Raw genomic sequence first — 22,864 nt, 5'->3', positions numbered from 1 at the left:
TTTTGATAAAATATTTTATTAACCAGATAACTTTTTGTCATAAAAAGAAATGCAAAACAGAAGAAAGAAAGCCGGAAGCCACACTGAACCAAATACATTCAGCTCAACTGTGGCCGGTTATGTTGCTGCGGTGTTTAAGCCAAATTCACAATCATCAGAAAACCATCAAAGTGTTTTGGTTCTGTGGCATACCAGTGGTAATAATCCGTGTTAAATTTTTTCTCGCACTTTTCCACCAGTTCAAGAAACGGCGAGCGGCCCGGATCCGCCAGAATAACCTGTTTGACGCCGGCTTTAGCAGCACGGTTAATAAACTTCCACCATTCATCACGCAACGATTCCCAGAAACAGATATCTGCGCCGGTAATGATGTCAAAGCGCGATAGCTTTTTGTCGTCGATGTCATTCATGGCCCCAAGATGCTCTTTGATACTGACATCATTCAGTTCCGCCTGAACTCGAAGATAGGGAAACACATTCTCATCCAGATCCAATCCCGTGACCTTATGACCCTGTTTTGCCATATATATCGCAGTCGGCCCCCAGCCACAGCCGATATCCAACACACGGCCTTTTTTGGGGCGGTGATGCATAACGTAGTCCATAATTAAAAAGCTGGAATCCCAGGTTTTATCTCCATGAGTATCGGGCTGCGCAAACTTTTGCAATTGCTTCACAAACCGGTGTTTGTTTTGCAGCAACCAGATGTCATAAGCTCGATAAATATGTTTTTCGGGGGCTTCTATGTACTGCGGCATGCATACTCCTGTGGCTAGAAAGAAAAATTAACAGGCGTCTACCTTATCACACTGTTTACGACGAAATATGACACAGCCGGATTTTTCTTGTTCTCATACTGGCGGTAAAAAACTGACTTAACGAATGCCTTCTGAGCGACAGGAATCACGCCAGACGACCTGTGTCGGTAGCACCACTTTTTTAGGCACGATGCGACCACCAATTTGCTCGATCAGCAGGTCAATGGCTGATTCGCCCATCATTTCTGAATATACCTTCACGGTGGTCAGGGACGGAAATGTGTACTGTGCAGTTGGAATATCATTGATTCCCACCAGAGCCAGCTGTTCGGGGATTCGGATACCCGCTTCCTGGAATCCGCGAATGGCACCAATGGCAATACTGTCATTGCCACAAAACACCAGCTCCGGCAGTTCTCCTGTCAGCGCCAGTAATCGCTGAGACATGCGATAACCGGAGCATGGTGAAAAACCATCAGTGATCACCCAATCCTCATGACAACCACCATGGTCACGCATAAATTCGATAAATGCCTTACGCCGCTGCTCTCCCAGCAACGTATCAAAGTCGGCGACCGGCTCATGCCCCCCCAAATAAGCAATATTTCGATAACCCAATTGCCACAGCTGAGATAATGTCTGGTGAACTGCGGTGACAACATCAATCACGACACTATCGTAAATGGACTCAGTCGGCGAAGAATCCACAAAAACCAGATAAGGGCACTGCTGTTTCAGCCAGTCACAGAATTGCAGGGAAAACTTGCCCACCGCAATAATGCCATTCATTCCGCGCAATGCCGGGCCGGCTTCTTTTTCATCCGTGGAATAAACGGTCTGCAGAGTAATTCCCAGTTCCCGGCAACGTTGTTCCATGCCCATGCGGATAGCAATGTAATAGGGATCATCAAGTTCCTGGGACGGAGAGAGAAAATGCACCATGGCAACATTCAGACTCAGACTCTGATTAGTTCGACGCGCAGCACGCTTTCTGGGCGAGGCGTAATCAAGCTGCTCTGCGACTTCAAAAATGCGTTTTCGCTTAGCCTCCGAGATCGATAAGGTATTGTCATAATTCAGCACCCTGGACACAGTGGCCGTTGAAACACCTGCTGCAGCTGCAATATCTTTGATCGTTGCCAATGTAACTCCTATCGATTACTCATCCATAACACGATTCTGCCGGGGCATTGGTGGGTATTCTATCAACTTTATTGTGATGACAGACCGCATATGTCCCATTTCACCACTAAAGTGCTTGCCTGCTAAAAGTTAATTAAATAGCATTTTTAAGTAAATTTTTACCTGGGGAAATCCACCGGAAATCATTCCGGAATCTCTCACAATAACGATAAAGATGGAGAGTTCATATGCTTTACAGACACGCTTTATGGCCGTTGCTGACAACACTGATACTGGTTGGCTGCAATTCCTCGGAAGATATACCACTCACGGAATCACCGAGACCTCTGAACATCTACGTGCAGCCAATTCAAAACATCAGCGATGACTTCATCAAGGGCGTGGATATTTCCACACTGCTGGAGGTTGAAAAGGGTAATGGTCAGTTTTACGACGAAACCGGAAAACCAGTGGAGCTGCTAGCATTTCTGGCCCAAAAAGGTGTGAACTGGGTGCGCCTGCGGTTATGGAATGATCCTTATTATGTCAGCTGGCAAGAGACCCACAGCGAGTGGGTGGATGGAGATAACAACCCATACTACCCAATCAATCCTGTGGATGGCTCTGTCGGTGCCGGCACCAATGACCTCAACGCCACCATTGCGCTGGCACAACGGGCAAAACAGGCCGGGATGAAAGTACTGTTGGATTTTCACTACAGCGATTTCTGGGCTGACCCCGGTAAACAGTATTCCCCTGAAGCCTGGAAAAACCTGGGCAACGACGATGCCGCCCAGGCACTCTATCAGTTCACGTATGACAGTCTTACAAAATTGGCCGATGCCGGGCTGTTTCCGGATATGGTACAGGTCGGCAACGAAATTAATAACGGACTGATGTGGGATAACAACGGGAAGTGGAACAAATATAAAGACTCCGACGACAGTACCTATGATGTGGGTATGGGTTATCTGAAGCAAGGCATTGCCGCTATTCACGCCGCAGAACAGTATGCTTCCGCAGATACCCGTATCATGCTACATCTGGCTGAAGGCGGTGATAAGGAAGTATTCGACCGGGTGTTTGGTGCATTTACCCGGGCCGGCCTGGATTACGACATTATCGGTGCGTCCTATTATCCCTATTGGCACGGTTCGCTGGAGGCCTTGCAGGAAAATCTCGATGCCGTCAGCGCCAAATACCACAAACCGGTCGTTGTGGCCGAAACCGCCTACGGCTTCACCACGGAGTACAGTCCCGATGGTGGCGATGTATTTAATGCCTCCAGTGCCGACGCCGGTGGATTTCTGGCCACAGTACAAGGACAGGCCACCGCCATAAGAGAGGTCATGAATGTGGTCGCCCAGGTTCCCGAACACAAGGGTCTGGGAGTGTTCTATTGGGAACCCGCCTGGCTGACCAATAAAGATATTGATCATGATGGCATTCTGGATGGTGCCGGCTGGATTTATAACCAGCCCAGTTCCTGGGATAATCAGGCGATGTTTGACTATGACGGCAAAGCTCTGGACTCTCTGGATGTCTTCTGGGCCGTTAACCGGGATCCTCAATCCACACCGGCTCCCACTGTCACGGGGATTCCGCAACCTAGCTTTGAACGCAGGGTGGGCGATGAACTGGCCCTGCCTGAGCAGATCAAAGCGCTTTACAATGACGATGCTTATCGTCAGACCACGGTCTCCTGGGACAATCCCGAAGCTTACAACACTGACCAAGCCGGCGTGTTCGCACTGACGGGCACTGTTGGCAGTCAGGTTGTTACTGCACAATTGATCGTGATTGCCAATGTGCTGGAAAACGGGGATTTTGAAACCGGAACAGCAACTCCGTGGGAACTGTCCAACGATTCAGCATTTTCCATTACCGGCGACAATCCCCACAATGGCAGCAGCTATGCCCTGCATTTCTGGAGCAACGACGCCATGAATGATTCAGCAGTGCAAACAATCACTGGCATCCCCAATGGTCACTATCAAGTCAGTGTCTGGACTATGGGTGCCAGCAATGGTGACAGTAGCTCCAGCCTGTCAGCCAGCAGTGGTAATAACCGTGGCAAAGCCTCAGTTTCCTTTACCGGCTTTGGTAACTGGAATCAGTCTTTTGCTTGTGTGGCGGTGGAAAACAACGAACTGACAGTGACGGTTCAGCTGACCGAAGCCGGCGGTTCCTGGGGGGAGTTTGATGATATCAAAGCCACTGCAGTCGCCAACTGTTCATAACCGTTAATCTGTCCGGGCAGTCTCATCCCGAGGCTGCCCCCGGAGCATGCTGGCACTCCCTTCCTGACTGGCTAACCGGATCCTTCATGGGTTATATAAGCTCGCTAAACCTGATACCGGAGCTATCCGATGATTATCCAACCTTATCAACCAGAAACCGATGACATCCCTTATTCATTACTGATGTTGGCAGATCCTGATATCCGCCGGATCGATCGGCATCTGGCCAACGGCAGGATGTTTCTGGGTTATCAGCATCCAGATGCTCAAGCTGTGGCGGCGGCCATCGTAAATGCATCGGAATCAATCCTGGAAATCACCAACATTGCAACCGATCCTTCGCTGCAGGGCAGGGGATATGGCAAACAGATGGTCGCTTTCATCATTGAGTTTGCCAGACAACATGGCTATGCAACGCTACAGGTAGGGACGGGAAATTCCAGCCTGGATCAACTGGGCTTTTATCAGAAGTGCGGTTTTCGCATTTCCAGCATTATCCCGGATTTCTTTATTCACGATGATCCACCTATCTTCGAAAACGGAATCCGCTGTCTCGATATGGTGTTATTAACTCAGAGTGTCAGTGTGTTATCCGATTGATTTGTGACACAAATCACATTTATTATTAAATGAGAATAATTATCATTTGAAATTAAAATGGGTTCAGGTACCATGAACTTGTTGCTGATCTAAGGCTCTCTGAGTTATCACACTCACTCCTCTTTCTCTCAATTAGATCAGTAACCACAACTAAGACCTGTCCTTAACGGAATGTATCAGGCATTAGGGAAGTGCCAGTCAGATCTCCTCTGATATCAGGAAAGTAGTGAAGAGCAGGAGGCTCGATGCGGTCAACGAAGGACGAAAGGACTGCAAAACTGGAAGGTAGTCAGTGCGCTTCGCTCAGGTCAGTCGGGGGACTCTGAGCGAAGCATTTTTTTGTTTAACGCAATTACGATAGTTTAACGACCAGTTTGCCCTGATTCTCACCGCTAAACAGCAGATTGATTCCGGATACCGCACTTTCCAGGCCTTCCAATACATGTGCCCGGTACTTCAGTTGGCCCTTCATGAGATAACCTGCCACCAGCTGCGCGAGTTCGGGTGCTTCATGCATATGGTCAGGCATCGTAAAGCCCTGAATCCGTAGCCGTTGTTTGATGACTGGCACCCAATCCGGTCCTGGATCCGGTTCAGCCTTGTTGTACTGGGAAATCAGACCACAGACGATCACCCGGCCAAAAGTATTCATGCTATGCAGGGCGATGGACTGAATCGGCCCACCGGTATTTTCAAAGTATATATCGATGCCATCGGGTGCCGCAGCACGCACTTCATCTTTTAGATTATCGCTACGATAGTTCAGAGCAACATCAAAGCCCAACTCTTCGGTCATCCAGCGGCATTTTTCCTCAGATCCGGAAATACCGATAACCCGAAGTCCTTCAGCCTTGGCCATCTGCCCAACAATACTGCCGACAGAGCCTGCACCACCGCTGATCAGAATGGTTTCACCCGCTTTGAAATCCGACAATCGCAGAAACCCCTGCGCAGCAGTCAAACCTGGCAGTGCTATAGTGGAAAGAATCGCTTCATCGGGCAAATCCAGTGATACGGCATTCACCCCCTGGCCATTACTGACCGCTTCTTCTGTCCAGCCGAACATACCCATAACCCGGGTACCAACCGCAAACTTATCATGCTGACTTTCAATAACTTCGCCCAGACCGTTGGATCGCATAATTGCCCCAAGCTCCACTGGCGGAATGTAGCTGTTGGTATCGGGACTCATCCAGCCTCGCATGGCCGGATCAAGGGACAGACAGGTTTGTTTCACCCTGAACTCTCCAGCTTTTAAAGGCTCACGGGAATGTTGTCTGATTTCAAAGTTATCCGACTGGATCGTTGTATCCGGGCGGGAAATCAGATGGATTGCTTTGTACTGTTGCATAAAATCCTCCTGTTATTTGATTAATCCGGCCAATACTTATGTCGGATTAACAGTGGCCTGAACTATACATTTGCTGGAGCATTTTTGCCCAGTTAAGCTGTGTCATTAAAATGTAACGGCGGTACCCATTACTGCCCTGACAATACCTTCAGTACTTCCAGACATGCACCAATAGTATGGTAATCACACTTGGCACCGGCCGAACTTTTCTCATTGGAATATTTGCGGTTATCGCGTCTCAGAATGCGGAACCACGCCCCATGTTCGTGATCAACAAAATGATCCCAGCAATATTCCCAGAGACGGTCATAATGTTGCTTGTATTTTTCGTTGCCAGTGGCGGAATACAACATAGCAGCAGCAGCAAAACTCTCTGCCTGAACCCAGAAATACTTGTCGTCATCACACCAGTTGCCCTGCGGATCAAAACCGTAAATCAGACCGCCATATTGCGTATCCCAGGCTGCCTGCCAGGCTCGATCAAACAGTTCCTGAGCTTTCTCTAACAGCCAGTCTTCGGGGGCCAGACGATGCAATTGAAGTAGCAGTTTTGCCCATTCGGTCTGATGACCGGGTTGGAATCCCCATGGCCGGTAAAGGTTTTTCGGATCATCTTTATTATATTCCCAATCAAGGTTGAAACAGGTATCAAAGTGTTCCCAGATCAGGCCATCAGACAGTGCCGCCTGTCTTTGGGCGATATTACTGGCCAGGGTTTTGGCACGGTTGAGGAATTTATGATCGCCGGTAGCTTCGAATGCGGCAATCATTGCCTCACACATGTGCATATTGGAATTCTGGCCACGATAATCGCTGAGTTCGCCAGCGGCACTGATTTCATCAGCATAAAGGCCATATTCTGGCTGCCAGAATCTTTCTTCCAGCTGCTCATAAATGAAATCCAAAGGCCCTTTATCCTGGATAACGGTGACTTTTTTCAATGCTGCGTAAGCCAGTAATACAAACGCATAACCATAGGCTTGTTGAGTCAGATCTTCCGGCTCACCGTTATTGAACGTCCAAACGTATTTTTTTTCATCTTCCAGCCAGTGATGGTTTTCCAGAAAATGCAAACCGTGTTTAGCCCGTTCCCGGTAATCTCGATCAGCAAACAGCTGTCCGGCCAGAGCATAATTCACAATGATGCGGGTACTGCTGACCAATTGCTTGAACCCTTCGTTAAAACGCTCACCACTGTCATAGAAATTTTGAAAGTAACCGCCTTTTTCATCAATGATGATGGGCTCATAAAAATCCAGGATTGATTTGATATGTTGTTCTAAAAATTCTTTGCTATAGAAATTCATGATAGAGCCTTTGTTATTGGATTTATCAAATAAGGCAGGTAATTTCTCCATCATCAGAAACTACCCAAGCGGCAAATTGACTGCCAGAAACCAGTCATTTGGTCTTTGTCGCCCAACACCCCAGAGCCTGCGTGAAACTACGCGGCCCTGCTGTTAAAAACAAGTTATCGACCTGCCAGAGGAGCCGGTCAGATTAACGGTCTCCAAACTGCCAGAAATCCTTTACATCTTCCATCTGTGGCAACGAAGGCAACGCTCCTGCCCGACTGACGGCAACGCCACCACAGGCAGCCGCAAAACGGGTCACCTGGCTGATACTTTGTTCATCCAGTTGGTCAAGACCCAGCTGGTTCAACGCCATTAGCAGGCCACCGCTGAAGGCATCACCACCCGCTGTTGTATCCACGACCTTGACTGCAGGAGGGGTGATTTTTGTCTGCAAAGACTGGGTGATGACTTCAATATCACCACCTCCATCTGTTACCCAGACAGCAGTGGCCGTCTGCAGCCACTGCTCCAGAGGAAATCCCTGCGCAACAATCCAATCAGCCTCTTCTTTGGATACCTTGATCACATCCGCCCATTTCAACATGTCGATGATAACTTCCGCATTTACTGTCGTATCAGGCCAGAGGTTATGGCGCAGGTTCACATCAAAACTGATAATTGCCTGCTGCTGACGCGCCTTTTTAACTGCCGCCAGTGTGGTGGCCGCGATATTCGGATCCGTCAGGGTGTTGGAGCAGAAATGAAAGATGCCAATCTGATCAAAAGCCTCCTCAGTCAACTGTGCCTCCGTCATTAGAACGTCGGCAGAATGTTTACGCAGGAATTCAAAGCTACGATCACCACTGTCATCCAGAAAGACGTAGGCCAGAGGGGTATGAGCCTGCGGGTGAATATGAATAAACTGCATATCCACATCCATCTGCTGCATCGCCGCAATCAGAAAATGCCCAAACCGGTCATCACCGACCTGTCCCAGAAATCGCGCCGGGCCACTCAACCGCCCGACCGCTGCCGCCACATTTGCGGGCGCTCCCCCAGGATACTGCCGAAACTCCGGCAGGGTGAATCCACCTTCTTCAGCTGTGTGAAAATTCAGAAAATCGATCAGTAGTTCACCAAAACATAAAATAGGCTTCATGCGGCTCTCTCATTTTTGTTTATAGACATAGCATTGAATGCAACAAAGTATAACCAAGACAACCATCATTAACTGAGCCATATCAGATGAGCCTGGGTTTGGCTGTCTTTCTACACAGTCACCAGAATGCTGGTTTATCACTTATCTACTCACCATCGAAGTATTGTGATTTAACCAAAAAATCGATCTTTTTTCTGCACTCTCATGAAATTACACAGGATCTTCCGAGAATTTATTCGACATTGACGTTATCACCCGTCACTTAAGATTTATTTCAGCTGACAGCCATACAGTAGTGCCAATCTTTCAATATGGATAAATCACCATGAAAAATTTTGTCATTATGAGCGTCGTCCTGCTACTCGGATTACCGGGTATGGCACTGGCACAAAATGTTCAGATTACCACTCAATTAAAGAATTACCGTGGTCCGGAAGCCTATGTGGCCATCTATCTGACAGACAGCAGTGGTCACTATCAGCAGACTCTGTGGGTCGCCGGCTATCGTTCCAAATATTATCGCCATCTGCCAGGATGGTCCCGGGGCAGTCGCCTGCAAAGCAGTGAATATGACGGTCGTACCGGTGCCAGCGTTTTGGGCGGAGAGGTGATCAAGGTAAACGCGGATATCCCTGATCGGTTTATCGACGCCGGCTATCAGATCAGAGTGGATACCGCGGTTGAGGACCAACGCAGTAATCGGGCAGAAGTCGTTGTGCCGCTGAGTCATGGCGGATCAGAAAAATCCGTCTCCGGTAACGGCTACATTCAGTCATTGACTTACTCATTTTCGCTTTAAGGCAGTGAAGACTTCCATGTTACGCCCCTTGCATTCCTGGCCTGGCCTGATCGCAGCTTTGCTGATTTTGTGTTTATCAGTCACCGGCGCAGCGTTGTCGATCTCACCCGTAATCGCACAGCTTTCATCAACATCTATGACCCACCAATCGATGACCGTCGCCCAGCTTGCCGCAACTGTGCAACAGCAGTATCCCGAGGTTGAACAGATTCATCGCAAGGCTTCTGGAGTGATCATCGTCGATTTTCGTCATGCAGATGGGGCAACCGGTCGTGATGTGGTCGATGCCGGCAGTGGTCGGCGTATCGCAGCTTATACCCCATCCTCTTGGATCACCTGGATGACCGACCTGCACCGGTCATTGCTGATGAGTGATCCCGGCCGAATCATCGCCGCGATTGGCGCCCTTGCCATGTTGCTCCTGACCCTTTCCGGAATGTTGCTACTGCATCGCCGCCTGGGAGGCTGGAAACAATGGTTGTTGCCGGTCAAAGGTTCCTCTTCACAGCGTCTACACAATGAAGTTGGCAGGCTTATTATCATCGGCTTACTGTGCTCTTCAGTGACCGCACTGTACCTGACAGCAGCCCAGTTTGAGTTGATCAGCGATGGCAGCGATCAACAGGCTGCTTTTCCGGAGTCAGTCTCCGGCACCACCCCCACCTCAGTCGGCCAGCTGAAAGCACTGCAGAGCATTCTGGTCAAAGATCTGCGGGAAATGACATTCCCGTATCCAGATGATCCTGGCGATGTTTTTAGTCTGCGCACCGCACAGGGAGAAGGTTATGTGGATCAATCCACCGGAGTATGGCTGTCGTTTCAACCGCGTTCACTGGCTGGTCGTATCTATGACTGGATCTACCGGTTGCATACTGGTGAAGGTATGTGGGCCTGGGGCATCCTTCTGGGGTTATCTTCACTGGCAGTACCTCTGATGGCCATCACCGGAATAAGACTCTGGTGGCGAAGATTCCAGTTACGTCCCAGGTTCACCAATAATAGCCGTATTTCACAGGCAGATACGGTAATTCTGATTGGCACTGAAGGCAACAGCACCTGGGAGTTTGCCAACACGCTACACCAGGCCATGGTGACTGCAGGTGCCCAGGTACATAGCTGCACCATGAATGAGCTTGCTCCTGAATATCCGAACCTCAAGCAAATGTTAGTACTCACCTCAACTTATGGTGAAGGCGGTGCTCCGGCATCAGGCCGGTTATTTCGGCAACGTCTGGGGCGCTTTCGTTCACCAGATAATTTCCAGTTTGCCGTCGTGGGTTTTGGCGATCGTCAGTTTCCGCGCTTTTGTCAGTTTGCCTGGGATACCCGGGATGCATTGCTGGCCCACGGTGCGGTGGAAATGCTGCCGCTGTGCACTATCAATCAACAGTCCAGCCAGGTCTTTAATGGTTGGGGTAGGGAGCTGAGCCATGCCATCGGCCGACCTTTGAATTTGGAGCATAAGCCCAAATGCCCGAAGACTCTCACAATGATCCTGAGTAAGCGCACCAGCTACGGTGAGCAGGATCATTCAACCGCCGTGCTGCAGTTCATTCCACCCATTCAGGAACAGGCTGTCAGGCTGCCCGATTTTGAGGCTGGTGACCTGCTCGGTGTATTGGTGCCCGGTCATACTGCTGTCCGTTATTATTCGCTGGCCAGCTCACGTAAAGACGGCTATCTGGAAATCTGTGTACGCCGCCATAAACAGGGGTTGTGTTCTGGATACCTGCATGGCCTGAAACCAGGTGACCCGATTGAACTGTTTATTCAGAAAAATCCACATTTTCGACCGGCATCCAGGAAACCGGTCATTTTGATCGGCGCAGGTACCGGTATTGGACCTCTAAGCGGATTTATTCGGGGTAACCGCAATCATCAGCCCATGTATTTGTATTGGGGAGGCCGCCATCCGGAATCCGATTTTTTGTATCAAAAGGATTTGCACACTTATCTTGCAGATCAAAGGCTGACCAACCTGAGTACTGCTTTTTCCCGTATTGAGCCCTCTCATTATGTTCAGGACAAGCTGATGGTGGATCGGCACAAGTTGCAGGATCTGGTACAGAAAGGGGCACAGATTCTGGTGTGTGGAGGCAGGGAGATGGCACATTCCGTGGCCAGCACACTGGATCAGGCGCTCGGCCCCATCGGTATCAGTATTGCCACCCTCAAGGCCGAGGGTCGCTACCGTGAAGATATCTATTAGGGACTGTTGGCACTCTGAATCAACATGCTATGCTGAGTCACGATGGATGTTGGTTAAGAGTGTTGATTATGAAAAAAGTCTTTTCCAGCCGGGACCTGTTCCTGGTACAGAGGGCCAGGGAATTGTTGGAGGCAGCCCGGATTCCCTGCAATATTCACAATGAATATTCAGCCGGCGCTGTTGGAGAATTATCCTTTCTGGATACCTGGCCGGAACTCTGGATCAGTGATGACGAATGGTATCCACGGGCCCGTAAAATTCTGGCGGAACTTGAGCCACCAAAGGTTAAACCGAGTGAGTGGGTATGTCACAGCTGTCAGGAACATAATGCCGGCAGCTTCGACATCTGCTGGCAATGTGGTGCAGACCGGGAACTGCAGAATTCAATGGGCTTACACAATAGTAACTAATCCGGCACATGCACAAACCGGGTTAATCGACCAAACCTGACAGTAACATTAGCGGAATTACATGAGTGACATTCAATATCGTAGTAACCATCCCATATCAGCTGATCAATTTATCACTCTGTTAGCGGAAACATCCCTCGGTGAACGGCGTCCAATCAATGATCGAGAATGCATGGAGGGTATGGTGAATAATACCAACCTGATCATCACCGCCTGGCATGACGATACCCTGGTCGGCGTGGCCCGTTCGATGACAGATTTTCATTTCGCCTGCTATTTATCTGACTTGGCCGTACATCGGAACTATCAAAAACGGGGCATAGGTAAAGCGCTGATCCGACTGACCCAGGAACAATTAAAACCGAGCTGCAAACTCATTCTGCTTGCTGCGCCGGCCGCTAACGAGTACTACCAGCCACTGGGTTTCGAGCACAATCCACGGGCGTGGATGCTGGATTATGGCAAGCTGACATAAAGCCCTGTCATTAATCTAGAATAAAACCCATCTGCCGCGCCTGCAAAACCACCTGAGTACGATTATCACAGTCAAATATTTTCAGCAGATCCGATACATACTCTCTAACGGTGGTGGGGGAAATGTTCAGCGCGTTGGCAATTTTTTTATTCGGCAGCCCCTGAGCCAGCAATGCCAGAATATCGACTTGACGTGGAGAAAGAACGATTGCCGGATGATCATCGCGATCTCTGATGATGACCTGCTCTCCGGCCAGAACATCCTTCAGTGCCCTGAGCATCGTGTCTTTGGAACTGGTTTTGGCAATGAAACCATCGGCACCCAGTTGTAGCATCTGCTGGATAGACGCCTGGTAGTCAACGGTCGATACCACCACCACCGGCAGTACCGGGTAACAGGCTTTAATTTCTTTGAGTCCATTCAATCCACTGGTACCTGGCATCTGAATATCCAGCAGTACCAGAGCGATGTCCCGATGACTGCTCAGCGCCGATTTCGTACTGGCAAAATCACCTGCTTCAATAATCTCAATATCAGCGAAAAGCTGTTGCAATAACAACCGCAAGCCATCGCGATAAAGCTCATGATCTTCGGCAATCAGTACTTTAATGCTCATGTTTCTGATTCACTCAAGGTCGTCTGCACCCCGGATTGTATGCCATGTCTGGACGATTGACCGGCAACATATTTCTGGGCTGGCGATACCTCATTGTTCAATTGAGACTGATAACAACGTTCAACGTAGTTCAGCAGGGCCCGTAACTGGGACGGAAGCACAGGCGGTGATAACCCGACCCAGCGCTCCGGTAGCTGCACACCTGAATCACACACACAAGCCACCACGTATTGGTCGGCCAGTTTGTTTTTTATCTCTGTCGGCAGTGGCTCACCGATCATCAACTGGTCATCACCAATCAGCACATCAACGTTCATGCCTGATTGATGAAACTCTGTCAGCGAAGCAAAAACCCGCACGTTACAATTTCGTTTTCTCAACCAACCACTGATACTTTCATCTCCGTCAGCCGACTGCGTCAATCGCGCCACACTGGGCATGCGTTTGCATGATGGCTGAGATTGGTCTAACACACTGTGCATGGTTTGCGGCACCAAAACCGTAAATGTGCTTCCCCTGCCGGCAACCGAATTCATCTCCAGCGGATGATCCATAAGCACAGAAAGATGTTTCACCACCGAAAGACCAACGCCGGCACCATCCACACTTTCCTGCTCTACAGCTGAACGTTGATAAATATCAAAAATGTGTGCCTGATCTTCATGAGAAATACCTGAGCCAGTATCCAGGACATGGATTGCGATACTCTGAACGCGGCGCCGACAACCCAACACCACACGACCCGAATTCGTATATTTGATCGCATTGGAGAGTAGATTTCTCAGCATACGTTCCAGCAGCAATGGATCAGTCAACACAGCCACAGAACTCGGATGAATGGTAAAACGCAGATTCTTTTCCTTTGCCAACCATTGAAAGTCATTCTGCAATCGGGAAAAAACATCCATCAGTGAAACTGCTTTGATTTCCGCTTTCACAACCCCTGCTTCAAGCTTGCTTAAATCCATAATAGCACTGAAGGAATCGTTCATTTGCTGATGGGTTTTATTCAACCCGGCTAAAATGGGCTGAGCCTCCGGACTTCGAACGTATGGCTGCAATGATTGCAGAAAGAGACGCATGGTATGCAATGGCTGACGCAGATCATGGCTGCTCTGAGCGATAAAACGGGATTTTGCCTGACTGATGAATTCGGCCTCGATTTTCTTCTGCCTCATCACCTTTACCCGCATGATCAAAGCAATGGCATGAATCATCATATGCAGAATCTGCACATATAGAACGTAGATCAATTTATAAGATGGCATCACTTCCTGAACGGGTCGGGCGGGTAGCAGGACAAATAGAATAACCTGTGTGGTGGACAACACCATCGGTAGCCAGCCAATAATATAAATAAAATAGTAACGCCCTTCGGAACAGACTTTAGCCACTCCGGAACTCAGGATGACCATCCATAACAGTATGTAGTTAAATGCATACAGGAAACTTTTGGTGGAAAACGAGGTAAAATAACCCGCAACCAACACCACAACACTGATGACAGCCACACTGGCGAATACATGATACCACCATCCTGAACGTCGGTTTATCTGCAAAAAACTGGCGGCGAACGCCAGCAATGACAATATGTTCACCGACACCAACAACCAGAACAAAGCGTTCTTTTGATAGTCATACTGCCACAAGAACAGTTCCGGCAGGCTGCTGTGTTCGAGGTAATAAAAAAGCATGAAAAGCGACGAAAAAGCCCCCCAGAAAAAAGTGCTGTCCGCCATTAACAACCAACACAAAAAACCCAGCAGAGCCATCCCGACAATAATGCCGATTGCAGGCTTGTAGACAACATCCATCTGGGTTTTCCAGACCTGGTAACGGGATTCACTCATGAGTGCAATGTACGGATACCAGCCATAATCCTTTGCCGTCAGCTCAATCACCATAGAATAGGATTCTCCCGGTTCAAGGGTGAGCTCAACAGCTCTGCCTATCGTGTTGATATCCGCGGAATCATCCTGTTGGAAAGTCTTTATGCGCTGCCCGTCAGGACCATTGATAAGCACTCTGGGACGCAGAAAAGCAAAATTGCTGACATGCACCACCCAATTCCGGTTTTCAGTATCATTCTTAACTTGGGTATACAGCCAGTAACTGCGATGTCGTTTGAAATCCGGTTCCAGACTATAGGTTTTCTGAGCTGCAACATACGTCATAGCGTTTTCCAGACGCCAATCTGTCAATACGGGCACAAATCCGGAAGAATGGGCTAGGGATGCCAGTGGGTAACGCACATCCGCCTGGGTGAGTTGCAACGGGCTATAACCTTGGTCAGGTAGCCCGACGGGGCCTGCCTGGACCAAATCCGGTGTCAGTACTCCTAAACAACAGACCAGCGCGATACAAAATCTGAAAATATACTGACCTCGAAACAATTGCCGGTATCTGTAGCGGCGATACATCTATAGCCTCAATAACAAAAACAATGTGAATACTGCGTGTTCCAAGCGGAGCAAACGGTGATATATCCAAACAACCGCTGAACAATAACAGTTGCTTTTAGAGACACCGCTCGGATTAAGAAGTAACTGACTTTGAATAGAAACGCTAATGTACAGCTCGAAAACAGCCCCTCTCCAAAGATTCTCCAACTCTATCATCTTAACCCGACATTTGTAGGGTTGTCTGGTTTCTCTTTATCGAAGATTCTCATTTAACAGTAACGTCATGGTGCATAGTAAAAGCCACCCCCCTCCATTTGTCTGCTGATACTCAGCAGGTTTGCTCCTTACCTGCGCGGAAATGCCTGGAGACTCTGAAAAACAGTGGCAGTTGTTGCCGATAGTGGTACGAATGAGATCAGCCAGGATCCGATAGATTTGATAAAACCGACCTTCATGCATCCAACTCACGAATACATTTCGTTTCTATAAAAACATTCATGCACTGGAACGGCATATCTGTCTTGACACTTTTTTGTTCTGACAGCCGATGGAGTCCACCAAGGTCTGTATGAACAGTATTAGTCATTCTGTTGAAGGCTTTAACCGAACAACCCGACATCTGTCGGGTTGTTCGGTTTCCTTACTAACCATAACTTACCAGCCGGTCAGAATAGATCAAACAACGCTAAAACATGAGGAGAACCCATGAATCTTTCGGCACAAATCGGATGGATCTTACCGGTTGTATTTGCGCTATTACTATCAGCTTGTGGATCAGGTTCCAGTGACTCCACCAGCCCCACGGGTGCAGGTTCTGAAACATCAATTGATTCAGATAATGATGGTTTCAGTGATGCACAGGAAGTAGCGGCTGGCAGCAACCCGGCCGACAGCATCAGTGTACCCAATGATATCGACGGCGATGGCTTCAGCAATGACGATGAAACTGCTGCCGGTAGTGATCCGGCTAACCGTGCCAGTGTACCCAACGATATCGACGCCGATGGCTTCAGCAATGACGATGAAACTGCTGCAGGTAGTGATCCGGCTAACCGTGCCAGTGTACCCAGCGACATCGACGGCGATGGCTTCAGCAATGACGATGAAACTGCTGCAGGTAGTGATCCAGCTAACCGTGCCAGTGTACCCAACGATATCGACGCCGATGGCTTCAGCAATGACGATGAAACTGCTGCAGGTAGTGATCCAGCTGACCGTGCCAGTGTACCCAGTGACATCGACGGCGATGGCTTCAGCAATGACGATGAAACCGCCGCCGGCAGTGATCCGGCTAACCGTGCCAGTGTACCCAGTGACATCGACGGCGATGGCTTCAGCAATGACGATGAAACCGCTGCAGGCAGTGATCCAGCTAACCGTTCCAGTATACCCAGTGACATAGACGCCGACGGCTTCAGCAATGACGATGAAACTGCTGCAGGCAGTGATCCAGCTAACCGTGCCAGTGTACCCAGTGACATCGACGCCGATGGCTTCAGCAATGACGATGAAACCGCTGCCGGCAGTGATCCGGCTAACAATGCCAGTGTACCCAGTGACATCGACGGCGACGGCTTCAGCAATGACGATGAAACTGCCGCCGGCAGTGATCCGGCTAACCGTTCCAGTGTACCCAGTGACATCGACGGCGATGGCTTCAGCAATGACGATGAAACTGCCGCCGGCAGTGATCCGGCTAACCGTGCCAGTGTACCCAGTGACATAGACGGCGATGGCTTCAGCAATGACGATGAAACCGCTGCCGGCAGTGATCCGGCTAACCGTTCCAGTATACCCAGTGACATAGACGCCGACGGCTTCAGCAATGACGATGAAACCGCTGCCGGCAGTGATCCGGCTAACAGTGCCAGTGTACCCAGTGACATCGACGGCGATGGCTTCAGCAATGACGATGAAACCGCTGCCGGCAGTGATCCGGCTAACAATGCCAGTGTACCCAGTGACATCGACGGCGACGGCATAGCCAACGTTGATGATGTATTTCCAACAGACCCAACGCGCTCAAACCTGGATGCTCCGGAAATGACTCTGACATTCCATGCCACCAAGCTTTTCCGCTTTGACTGGACCGATGTGGAGGCTGCAACTTATTACCGTCTACTGGAGAATCCTGACGGCTTGTCCGGTTTCACCCAGGTCGGCCAAAACATTGCCGCAGGTGTTGAAAGCATGACCTTAGAGGTGCCTCTCTATGCTCGTCCAAATGGCGAATATATCCTGCAGGCTTGTAATGACATCAGTTGTACCGATTCAGCGACCCTGTTTGTCGAGAGCACCATGGTTGAAGCCATAGGGTATGTGAAAGCCAGTAATCCCGATGCAAATGATAATTTTGGCACCGTTGTGAGCCTGAGTTCAGATGGCTCTACCCTGGTTGTCGGCACACCCACAGAAAGCAGCGATGCCGTTGGTGTTGATGGTGATCAGAATAATAATGCAGCCGGTCGGTCGGGGGCAGTCTATGTATTTAACAAAACGGCAGCGGGACAGTGGAGCCAGCAAGCGTACCTGAAAGCCAGTAATACAGGCAGTAATGACCGGTTTGGCTTCGCCCTGCATCTGAGTAGAGACGGTAACACACTCGCTGTCGGTGCACCCTTCGAATCCAGTGATTCAACCGGAGTCAATGGTGATCAGAGCAATAATAATAAGCAAAACTCGGGGGCTGTTTATATTTTTGTTCGGGACATCAGTGGAAACTGGAGTCAGCAGGCTTATATTAAAGCCACCCACCCAACTAAGAATGCCCAGTTTGCTCGTACTCTCACCTTAAGCGCTGATGGCAACACACTCGCGGCTGGCGCAATGCTTGAGTCCAGTAATGCCACCGGTATCGACGGCGACGAAACAAATACCTCAGCGTCGACCTCCGGGGCGGTATACATCTTCACCCGAAACACAGATACCTGGAATCAACAGGCTTACGTGAAAGCAAGTAATACCGGCGAAAATGATCTTTTTGGTTCCTCCGTCAGCTTGAATCAGGATGGCTCCACTCTGGTGGTGGGTGCTACTCGGGAAGACAGTAGTGCCTCTGGTATTAATGGTGATCAATCCGATAATAGTGCGCAAGACTCCGGCGCGGTTTACGTATTCGTCCGGGATGATACAGATCGCTGGAGCCAACAGGCTTATATCAAAGCCAGTACATCAGAGACTGGTGACTATTTTGGCTCTGCCGTTACTCTGAATGATGACGGATCAATTCTTGCCGTGGGTGCTCAAAATGAAGATAGCAGCAGCGGCATCAATGGCGACGAGACAGATAATTCAGCTGCAAATTCCGGTGCAACCTATATTTTCATTCGTGACAGCACTGATCAGTGGAGCCAGGAGGCCTACCTCAAGGCTCAAAATGCACGATTCAAAAGCAACTTCGGTTCCTCCCTCAGCATGAATAGTGAAGGGAATGTCCTGGCAATTGGCGCAGTCCTGAACAAAGCAGGGGCTCCTGGCGTAAACGGAGATGTTTCAGCCAATGGCTATAATGATTCAGGTGCAGTTTATACTTTTATCCGCGATATTGGGGGGCAATGGAATCAACAGGCAGTTATGCGAGCCAGCAATATAGAAAATGCGCAAAAATTCGGCTCCTCAATCAGTCTGAACAGTGATGCTACCGTGTTGGCCATTGGTTCCAGAGGGGAAAATGGTGGAGCAAAAGGTATTAACAGCGATCAAAGTGACGATTCACTTAGTAAATCCGGAGCAGTGTATTTGTTTTAGCCGCTTCTGACAAAAACAGCCCACTGAACCGAGCGGGCTGTTTTATAGTTTTGAAAACAATTCGTTTTTCGAGCAAGTCTTTTCCACGTATAGATGCTGGCATTTTCTTAACTGCATACTATTAATCTGGCAAGTATACAGGTCGGGTTATTAGTGGCGAAAACAATCTAAAAGGCCAGTTGATGGTTTTATTCTACAAATTATTCAAGTCAGCATCGGTATCACTGTCAGTACTCATATCGGTAATATCTGGTTTCTGACCATGAGGTCTACCTGCTGGCATATGCGCCTCAAAATAATCCAGAAATTCCTCGATCTGTTCATTACTCAAAATCGGCGTAAGCGACACCCTCAACTGTTCTCTCATGGCTGCCTGTATTGCCTTACGTTCGTCTTCTGTTGGCGGACCGGCCTGAACCTGCTGCCGTGCTGTCTGCATAGTTTTACGCATGGTGTCGCGCTGTTGTTTCAGAATATCCAGAACTTGTTTACCCTGATCTTCAGTGATATTCAGTTGCCCGAAAATATACTCGAAATTCTGACTTATCATAGCTGGTGGTGGGCGCATATTCCCTGAACCACAATTATGGAAATTGGTTTTAGCAGCCGAAAGGGAAGCAATGCTCGTGCCCATACTAACAGACAGAGCAGTCACAATTACTGTTTTAACTATTGAGTTCATAACTTGATCCTTTTTTAATCTTTGCTTGAGTTATGGTTATTAGTATGGTTTTTAAATTTGCAGTAATTATGGAAAAACCAAGGAATCGGGCTGATAACAAAGGAAATCACAATTTCCTGAAAACCATTTCAAATTGTGAAGTTCATGACAAGGATAGTCATAAGATTCAGTCGTAGTCTGTTTATGACATCTCACATTGCTTTGAGAAATAATCTAATGGAAGAAGATACCCCAAAGTTTTCTATACTGGATTTGGATTCAACTCTCGATATCTCCTTAACCCGGCGTATCATCGGCACTGGTTGTCTGGTATTTGTCGGAGTCTGGATTGGCGAAACCAATGCAGACTTGATAAACAAATTTGATGCCATTGCTTACCCACTCTGCATCGCCGCTCTGCTGTTTCTAATTGGTTTGAGTTATGTCAGTGATCGCATGGACATTGTGGTAAGGACCGGCGCATTTGCAGTGGCCTCTATCTATTTGATTCTGATAAATATCTGGGAAAGTTTTCAGAAAATCAATTTCGAAAATTATTATTCTGCGACTACAGCAATGCAGTGGTTACCACTGATATACGTGATTGCATTTTTGTTTTTGCGCATTAGGGAAGCATTGATTGCCTCTGCAATTTCTTATTTTTCTTTGTTAATCGGTGAATATCTGGCTTTGAGTCACCACCTGAAATTTGAACAAACCTGGCCTTTGGTCACCAATATTGCGACCGCCCATTTCAGTTACATCATGATACTGTGGTCCATTATTAAACTTCGAGCAACCACGCATGAGGCACAAATACGGGCCAAAACTATGGAAAAATTTGCCCTGACTGATGAATTGACCGGTATTTTCAACCGGCGTGGTCTTGAACTCAATCTAGATAAACTACGCACTACCTGGCGAAAAAATCCGTTGCCTTATGCGATTTTTATGATCGATATTGATCACTTCAAACGTATTAACGATCAGTTTGGTCACTTGGTCGGGGATGAGGTACTCGCTAAAATAGCGGCTGCTATAAACAAGTGCACCCGCCCGGATGATGTACTGGGTCGCTGGGGAGGCGAAGAATTTATGGTAATTACCACACGACTCGACCTAAAAAATGCTGTTGGATTTGCTGAAAGACTGCGCAAGGTGATCGAGACGCTTGATCTGGGACACGTTGGAAAAGTCACTGCGAGTATTGGTATCGCGAGTTCTGAAGAAGCCAATACTTTGAAAGGTGTTATTTTAAAAGCTGATCAATCGCTTTATAAAGCCAAGGAATCTGGCAGAAACCAAGTAGCCTTCTCCTATTCAACGATCCCGTCGGATAAATAAACGGTTCTGATCAGCCATTTTCTTTGAGCTGATTGTTGTCAGCATCGTAGTGCCAGCCATGGGTCTGTTGTAGCTCATCCATAAGCGCTGCAGATAAATCGTAGTAGTTCATAAATTCTGTCAGCGATGAAAACTGGTCCCGTAGTTTCATATTAATCAGACTCAGGCTCATAGCTGGATCCATTTTTCTCAAGCTGTTGTCACTGAACATCTCCATTCCTCATCTTCAGGCTGTAATTACTTCATTATGACCGGCCTGCTGCTGCCTTTTCAGCCGCAGGTTTTCCCAGATTCGCTCATGAATAGTATACGCCACAGTATTGACTGCCGGTTCTACCAGAGCGATGACACCTCCGACCAACAAGCTACCGGACAGTATGTACGCCACCGTAAAAGCCACCGTAAAATGCGTCATTGCAAATGTCAGAGTTTTCATATCGTTCCTCGCTAATCAGTTCTTTATTTTGTATGTCCATCCTAAAACCTGAAAGCATCACGCGCCAATTGACAGTATTTATCTTCGCCATAGGAAAATGATATTAATTATCATTTAAAATATATGTTTTATATATGATTCATATACAATATGCTTATCAAACCCAGAAACGGAGGAGAGAACTGAATGGGAATTTTAAAAATATCTGAGGAATTGCATGGCGAGTTGCGACTGAGCAGTAAAGTCATGTCACGCTCCATCAACGCTCAAGCCGAGCATTGGATCAAAATCGGCATGCTGGCCGAGTTTAATCCAACTCTGGGATATACCGAACTGGTGGCCATGTTGATGGAAAATCCAGACATCTCCGTATACAGCCTGAGTCAAAAGGCGGTGTCAGCATGATTCATTTAAAAGATGACTCAGAAATGCAATTGATGCGGGAATCCGGTCGACTACTGGCACAAGTCTTTGAAATGCTGAATGATTTTATTCGTCCTGGTATCTCAACACTGGATATCGATGCCAAAGTAGAGGACTTCATCGTTAATACTCTGCACGCCAGACCTGCCAGCAAAGGTCAATATGGTTTTCCGTTTACTTTGAATACCTCCATTAATGAAGTGATTTGTCACGGAATGCCGGATGCTCACGATATCCTCAAAGATGGCGATATTATCAACTGCGATATCACACTTGAAAAGAATGGTTTTATCGCTGATTCCAGCAAAATGTACTGCGTGGGAACGGTCAGCACTGAAGCTAAAGAATTAATTGATGTGACGTATCAGGCTTTATGGGAAGGTATTAAAGTTGTCCGCCCTGGTGTCAAATTGTGTGAGGTCGGTCGCGCCATTCAAAAATTCATCAAGCCTCGCGGTTATAGCATTGTACGCGACTACACTGGTCATGGTATTGGCCGTGAAATGCATGAAGATCCGCACGTATTCCATTATTTTGAAGCCAGTGTCGATGTTGAATTACGTGAGGGTATGACCTTTACGATAGAGCCCATGATCAACCAGGGTACACATAAAACCCGTTCGTTGGCTCAGAAAAATGGCTGGACAGTCGTTGTAACCCGCGATCAGAAATTATCAGCCCAATGGGAACATACCATTGCAGTAACCCATGATGGTTTTGAAGTTCTGACCCTTCGGGATGAAGAACGCCGCGATGCAGATAATGCCTTTATGTCATAACGCCCACACCAATCTGCCTCTATCAGTCCGGCAATTAA

The 22,864-nt window shown here is 48.2% G+C and carries 20 protein-coding genes; 10 read left to right on the top strand and 10 right to left on the bottom strand.

Translation table 11 applies throughout. The features are described 5' to 3' along the window. Positions 1-134: 134 nt before the first annotated feature. Positions 135-758, bottom strand: coding sequence for a class I SAM-dependent methyltransferase (locus tag ACQY6I_RS06700; RefSeq protein ID WP_428240697.1), 624 nt, complete (start codon positions 756-758; stop codon positions 135-137). Positions 759-875: 117 nt separating this feature from the next. After that, positions 876-1,901: a LacI family DNA-binding transcriptional regulator gene (locus tag ACQY6I_RS06695; protein ID WP_428240696.1), complete on the bottom strand. Its 1,026-nt coding sequence runs from the start codon at positions 1,899-1,901 to the stop codon at positions 876-878. 227 nt (positions 1,902-2,128) lie between these two features. Here ACQY6I_RS06695 and ACQY6I_RS06690 point away from each other — a divergent pair, with 227 nt between their 5' ends. Both ACQY6I_RS06690 and ACQY6I_RS06685 read left to right on the top strand, forming a co-directional pair. Further along, on the top strand, positions 2,129-4,120 hold the full coding sequence (locus tag ACQY6I_RS06690) for a glycosyl hydrolase 53 family protein (protein ID WP_428240695.1): 1,992 nt from the start codon (positions 2,129-2,131) through the stop codon (positions 4,118-4,120). Between the two features lie 129 nt (positions 4,121-4,249). Continuing rightward, positions 4,250-4,720: a GNAT family N-acetyltransferase gene (locus tag ACQY6I_RS06685; RefSeq protein ID WP_428240694.1), complete on the top strand. Its 471-nt coding sequence runs from the start codon at positions 4,250-4,252 to the stop codon at positions 4,718-4,720. A gap of 352 nt (positions 4,721-5,072) precedes the next feature. On the opposite strand, the gene ACQY6I_RS06680 is transcribed toward ACQY6I_RS06685, so the two are convergent. The 3 genes from ACQY6I_RS06680 to ACQY6I_RS06670 form a co-directional block, all read right to left on the bottom strand. Continuing rightward, positions 5,073-6,071: an NADP-dependent oxidoreductase gene (locus tag ACQY6I_RS06680; protein WP_428240693.1), complete on the bottom strand. Its 999-nt coding sequence runs from the start codon at positions 6,069-6,071 to the stop codon at positions 5,073-5,075. 128 nt (positions 6,072-6,199) lie between these two features. Next, complete coding sequence (locus tag ACQY6I_RS06675; protein WP_428240692.1) at positions 6,200-7,432, bottom strand: AGE family epimerase/isomerase; 1,233 nt, start codon at positions 7,430-7,432, stop codon at positions 6,200-6,202. 139 nt (positions 7,433-7,571) lie between these two features. Continuing rightward, on the bottom strand, positions 7,572-8,525 hold the full coding sequence (locus tag ACQY6I_RS06670) for a carbohydrate kinase family protein (protein ID WP_428240691.1): 954 nt from the start codon (positions 8,523-8,525) through the stop codon (positions 7,572-7,574). Between the two features lie 325 nt (positions 8,526-8,850). On the opposite strand from ACQY6I_RS06670, the gene ACQY6I_RS06665 reads away from it, so the two are divergent. The 4 genes from ACQY6I_RS06665 (at position 8,851) to ACQY6I_RS06650 (ending at position 12,418) form a co-directional block, all read left to right on the top strand. Continuing rightward, positions 8,851-9,324: a DUF2271 domain-containing protein gene (locus tag ACQY6I_RS06665; protein ID WP_428240690.1), complete on the top strand. Its 474-nt coding sequence runs from the start codon at positions 8,851-8,853 to the stop codon at positions 9,322-9,324. Positions 9,325-9,340: 16 nt separating this feature from the next. Beyond that, positions 9,341-11,533 carry a PepSY-associated TM helix domain-containing protein gene (locus ACQY6I_RS06660; protein ID WP_428240689.1) on the top strand — a complete coding sequence of 731 codons (2,193 nt, stop codon included), beginning with the start codon at positions 9,341-9,343 and terminating at the stop codon, positions 11,531-11,533. Positions 11,534-11,601: 68 nt separating this feature from the next. Next, a complete protein-coding gene (locus tag ACQY6I_RS06655) occupies positions 11,602-11,943 on the top strand; it encodes a DUF2007 domain-containing protein (protein WP_428240688.1) in 342 nt (113 codons plus the stop codon). A 61-nt stretch (positions 11,944-12,004) separates the two neighbouring features. Then, the gene (locus tag ACQY6I_RS06650) at positions 12,005-12,418 is read left to right on the top strand and encodes a GNAT family N-acetyltransferase (RefSeq protein WP_428240687.1); all 414 of its coding nucleotides are present in this window, start codon (positions 12,005-12,007) and stop codon (positions 12,416-12,418) included. Positions 12,419-12,428: 10 nt separating this feature from the next. On the opposite strand, the gene ACQY6I_RS06645 is transcribed toward ACQY6I_RS06650, so the two are convergent. Beyond that, positions 12,429-13,034 (bottom strand): response regulator transcription factor, encoded by a 606-nt coding sequence (locus ACQY6I_RS06645; RefSeq protein ID WP_428240686.1) that lies wholly within the window; start codon positions 13,032-13,034, stop codon positions 12,429-12,431. Continuing rightward, positions 13,031-15,454, bottom strand: coding sequence for an ATP-binding protein (locus ACQY6I_RS06640; RefSeq protein ID WP_428240685.1), 2,424 nt, complete (start codon positions 15,452-15,454; stop codon positions 13,031-13,033). The genes ACQY6I_RS06645 and ACQY6I_RS06640 overlap by 4 nt, the downstream gene beginning before the upstream one ends. Positions 15,455-16,141: 687 nt before the next feature. Between ACQY6I_RS06640 and ACQY6I_RS06635 the strand changes: the two genes are divergently transcribed. Further along, positions 16,142-19,183, top strand: a complete 3,042-nt coding sequence (locus tag ACQY6I_RS06635) for a hypothetical protein (protein WP_428240684.1) — start codon at positions 16,142-16,144, stop codon at positions 19,181-19,183. Between the two features lie 193 nt (positions 19,184-19,376). On the opposite strand, the gene ACQY6I_RS06630 is transcribed toward ACQY6I_RS06635, so the two are convergent. Next, the gene (locus ACQY6I_RS06630) at positions 19,377-19,865 is read right to left on the bottom strand and encodes a hypothetical protein (RefSeq protein ID WP_428240683.1); all 489 of its coding nucleotides are present in this window, start codon (positions 19,863-19,865) and stop codon (positions 19,377-19,379) included. A 216-nt stretch (positions 19,866-20,081) separates the two neighbouring features. Between ACQY6I_RS06630 and ACQY6I_RS06625 the strand changes: the two genes are divergently transcribed. After that, positions 20,082-21,188 (top strand): GGDEF domain-containing protein, encoded by a 1,107-nt coding sequence (locus ACQY6I_RS06625; protein ID WP_428240682.1) that lies wholly within the window; start codon positions 20,082-20,084, stop codon positions 21,186-21,188. Between the two features lie 10 nt (positions 21,189-21,198). On the opposite strand, the gene ACQY6I_RS06620 is transcribed toward ACQY6I_RS06625, so the two are convergent. Both ACQY6I_RS06620 and ACQY6I_RS06615 read right to left on the bottom strand, forming a co-directional pair. Then, positions 21,199-21,399, bottom strand: a complete 201-nt coding sequence (locus ACQY6I_RS06620) for a DUF4250 domain-containing protein (protein ID WP_428240681.1) — start codon at positions 21,397-21,399, stop codon at positions 21,199-21,201. Between the two features lie 15 nt (positions 21,400-21,414). Continuing rightward, positions 21,415-21,624: a DUF2061 domain-containing protein gene (locus ACQY6I_RS06615; RefSeq protein WP_428240680.1), complete on the bottom strand. Its 210-nt coding sequence runs from the start codon at positions 21,622-21,624 to the stop codon at positions 21,415-21,417. 186 nt (positions 21,625-21,810) lie between these two features. Here ACQY6I_RS06615 and ACQY6I_RS06610 point away from each other — a divergent pair, with 186 nt between their 5' ends. Together ACQY6I_RS06610 and map are read left to right on the top strand one after the other, a co-directional pair. Beyond that, the gene (locus ACQY6I_RS06610) at positions 21,811-22,029 is read left to right on the top strand and encodes a ParD-like family protein (protein ID WP_428240679.1); all 219 of its coding nucleotides are present in this window, start codon (positions 21,811-21,813) and stop codon (positions 22,027-22,029) included. After that, a complete protein-coding gene (gene map, locus ACQY6I_RS06605) occupies positions 22,026-22,826 on the top strand; it encodes a type I methionyl aminopeptidase (protein ID WP_428240678.1) in 801 nt (266 codons plus the stop codon). Before ACQY6I_RS06610 ends, map begins: the two co-directional genes overlap by 4 nt. Positions 22,827-22,864: the final 38 nt, after the last annotated feature.

Source organism: Gynuella sp. (assembly GCF_050297175.1).
Classification (GTDB): domain Bacteria; phylum Pseudomonadota; class Gammaproteobacteria; order Pseudomonadales; family Natronospirillaceae; genus Gynuella.
This window is presented reverse-complemented; position numbering and strand designations above follow the sequence as displayed.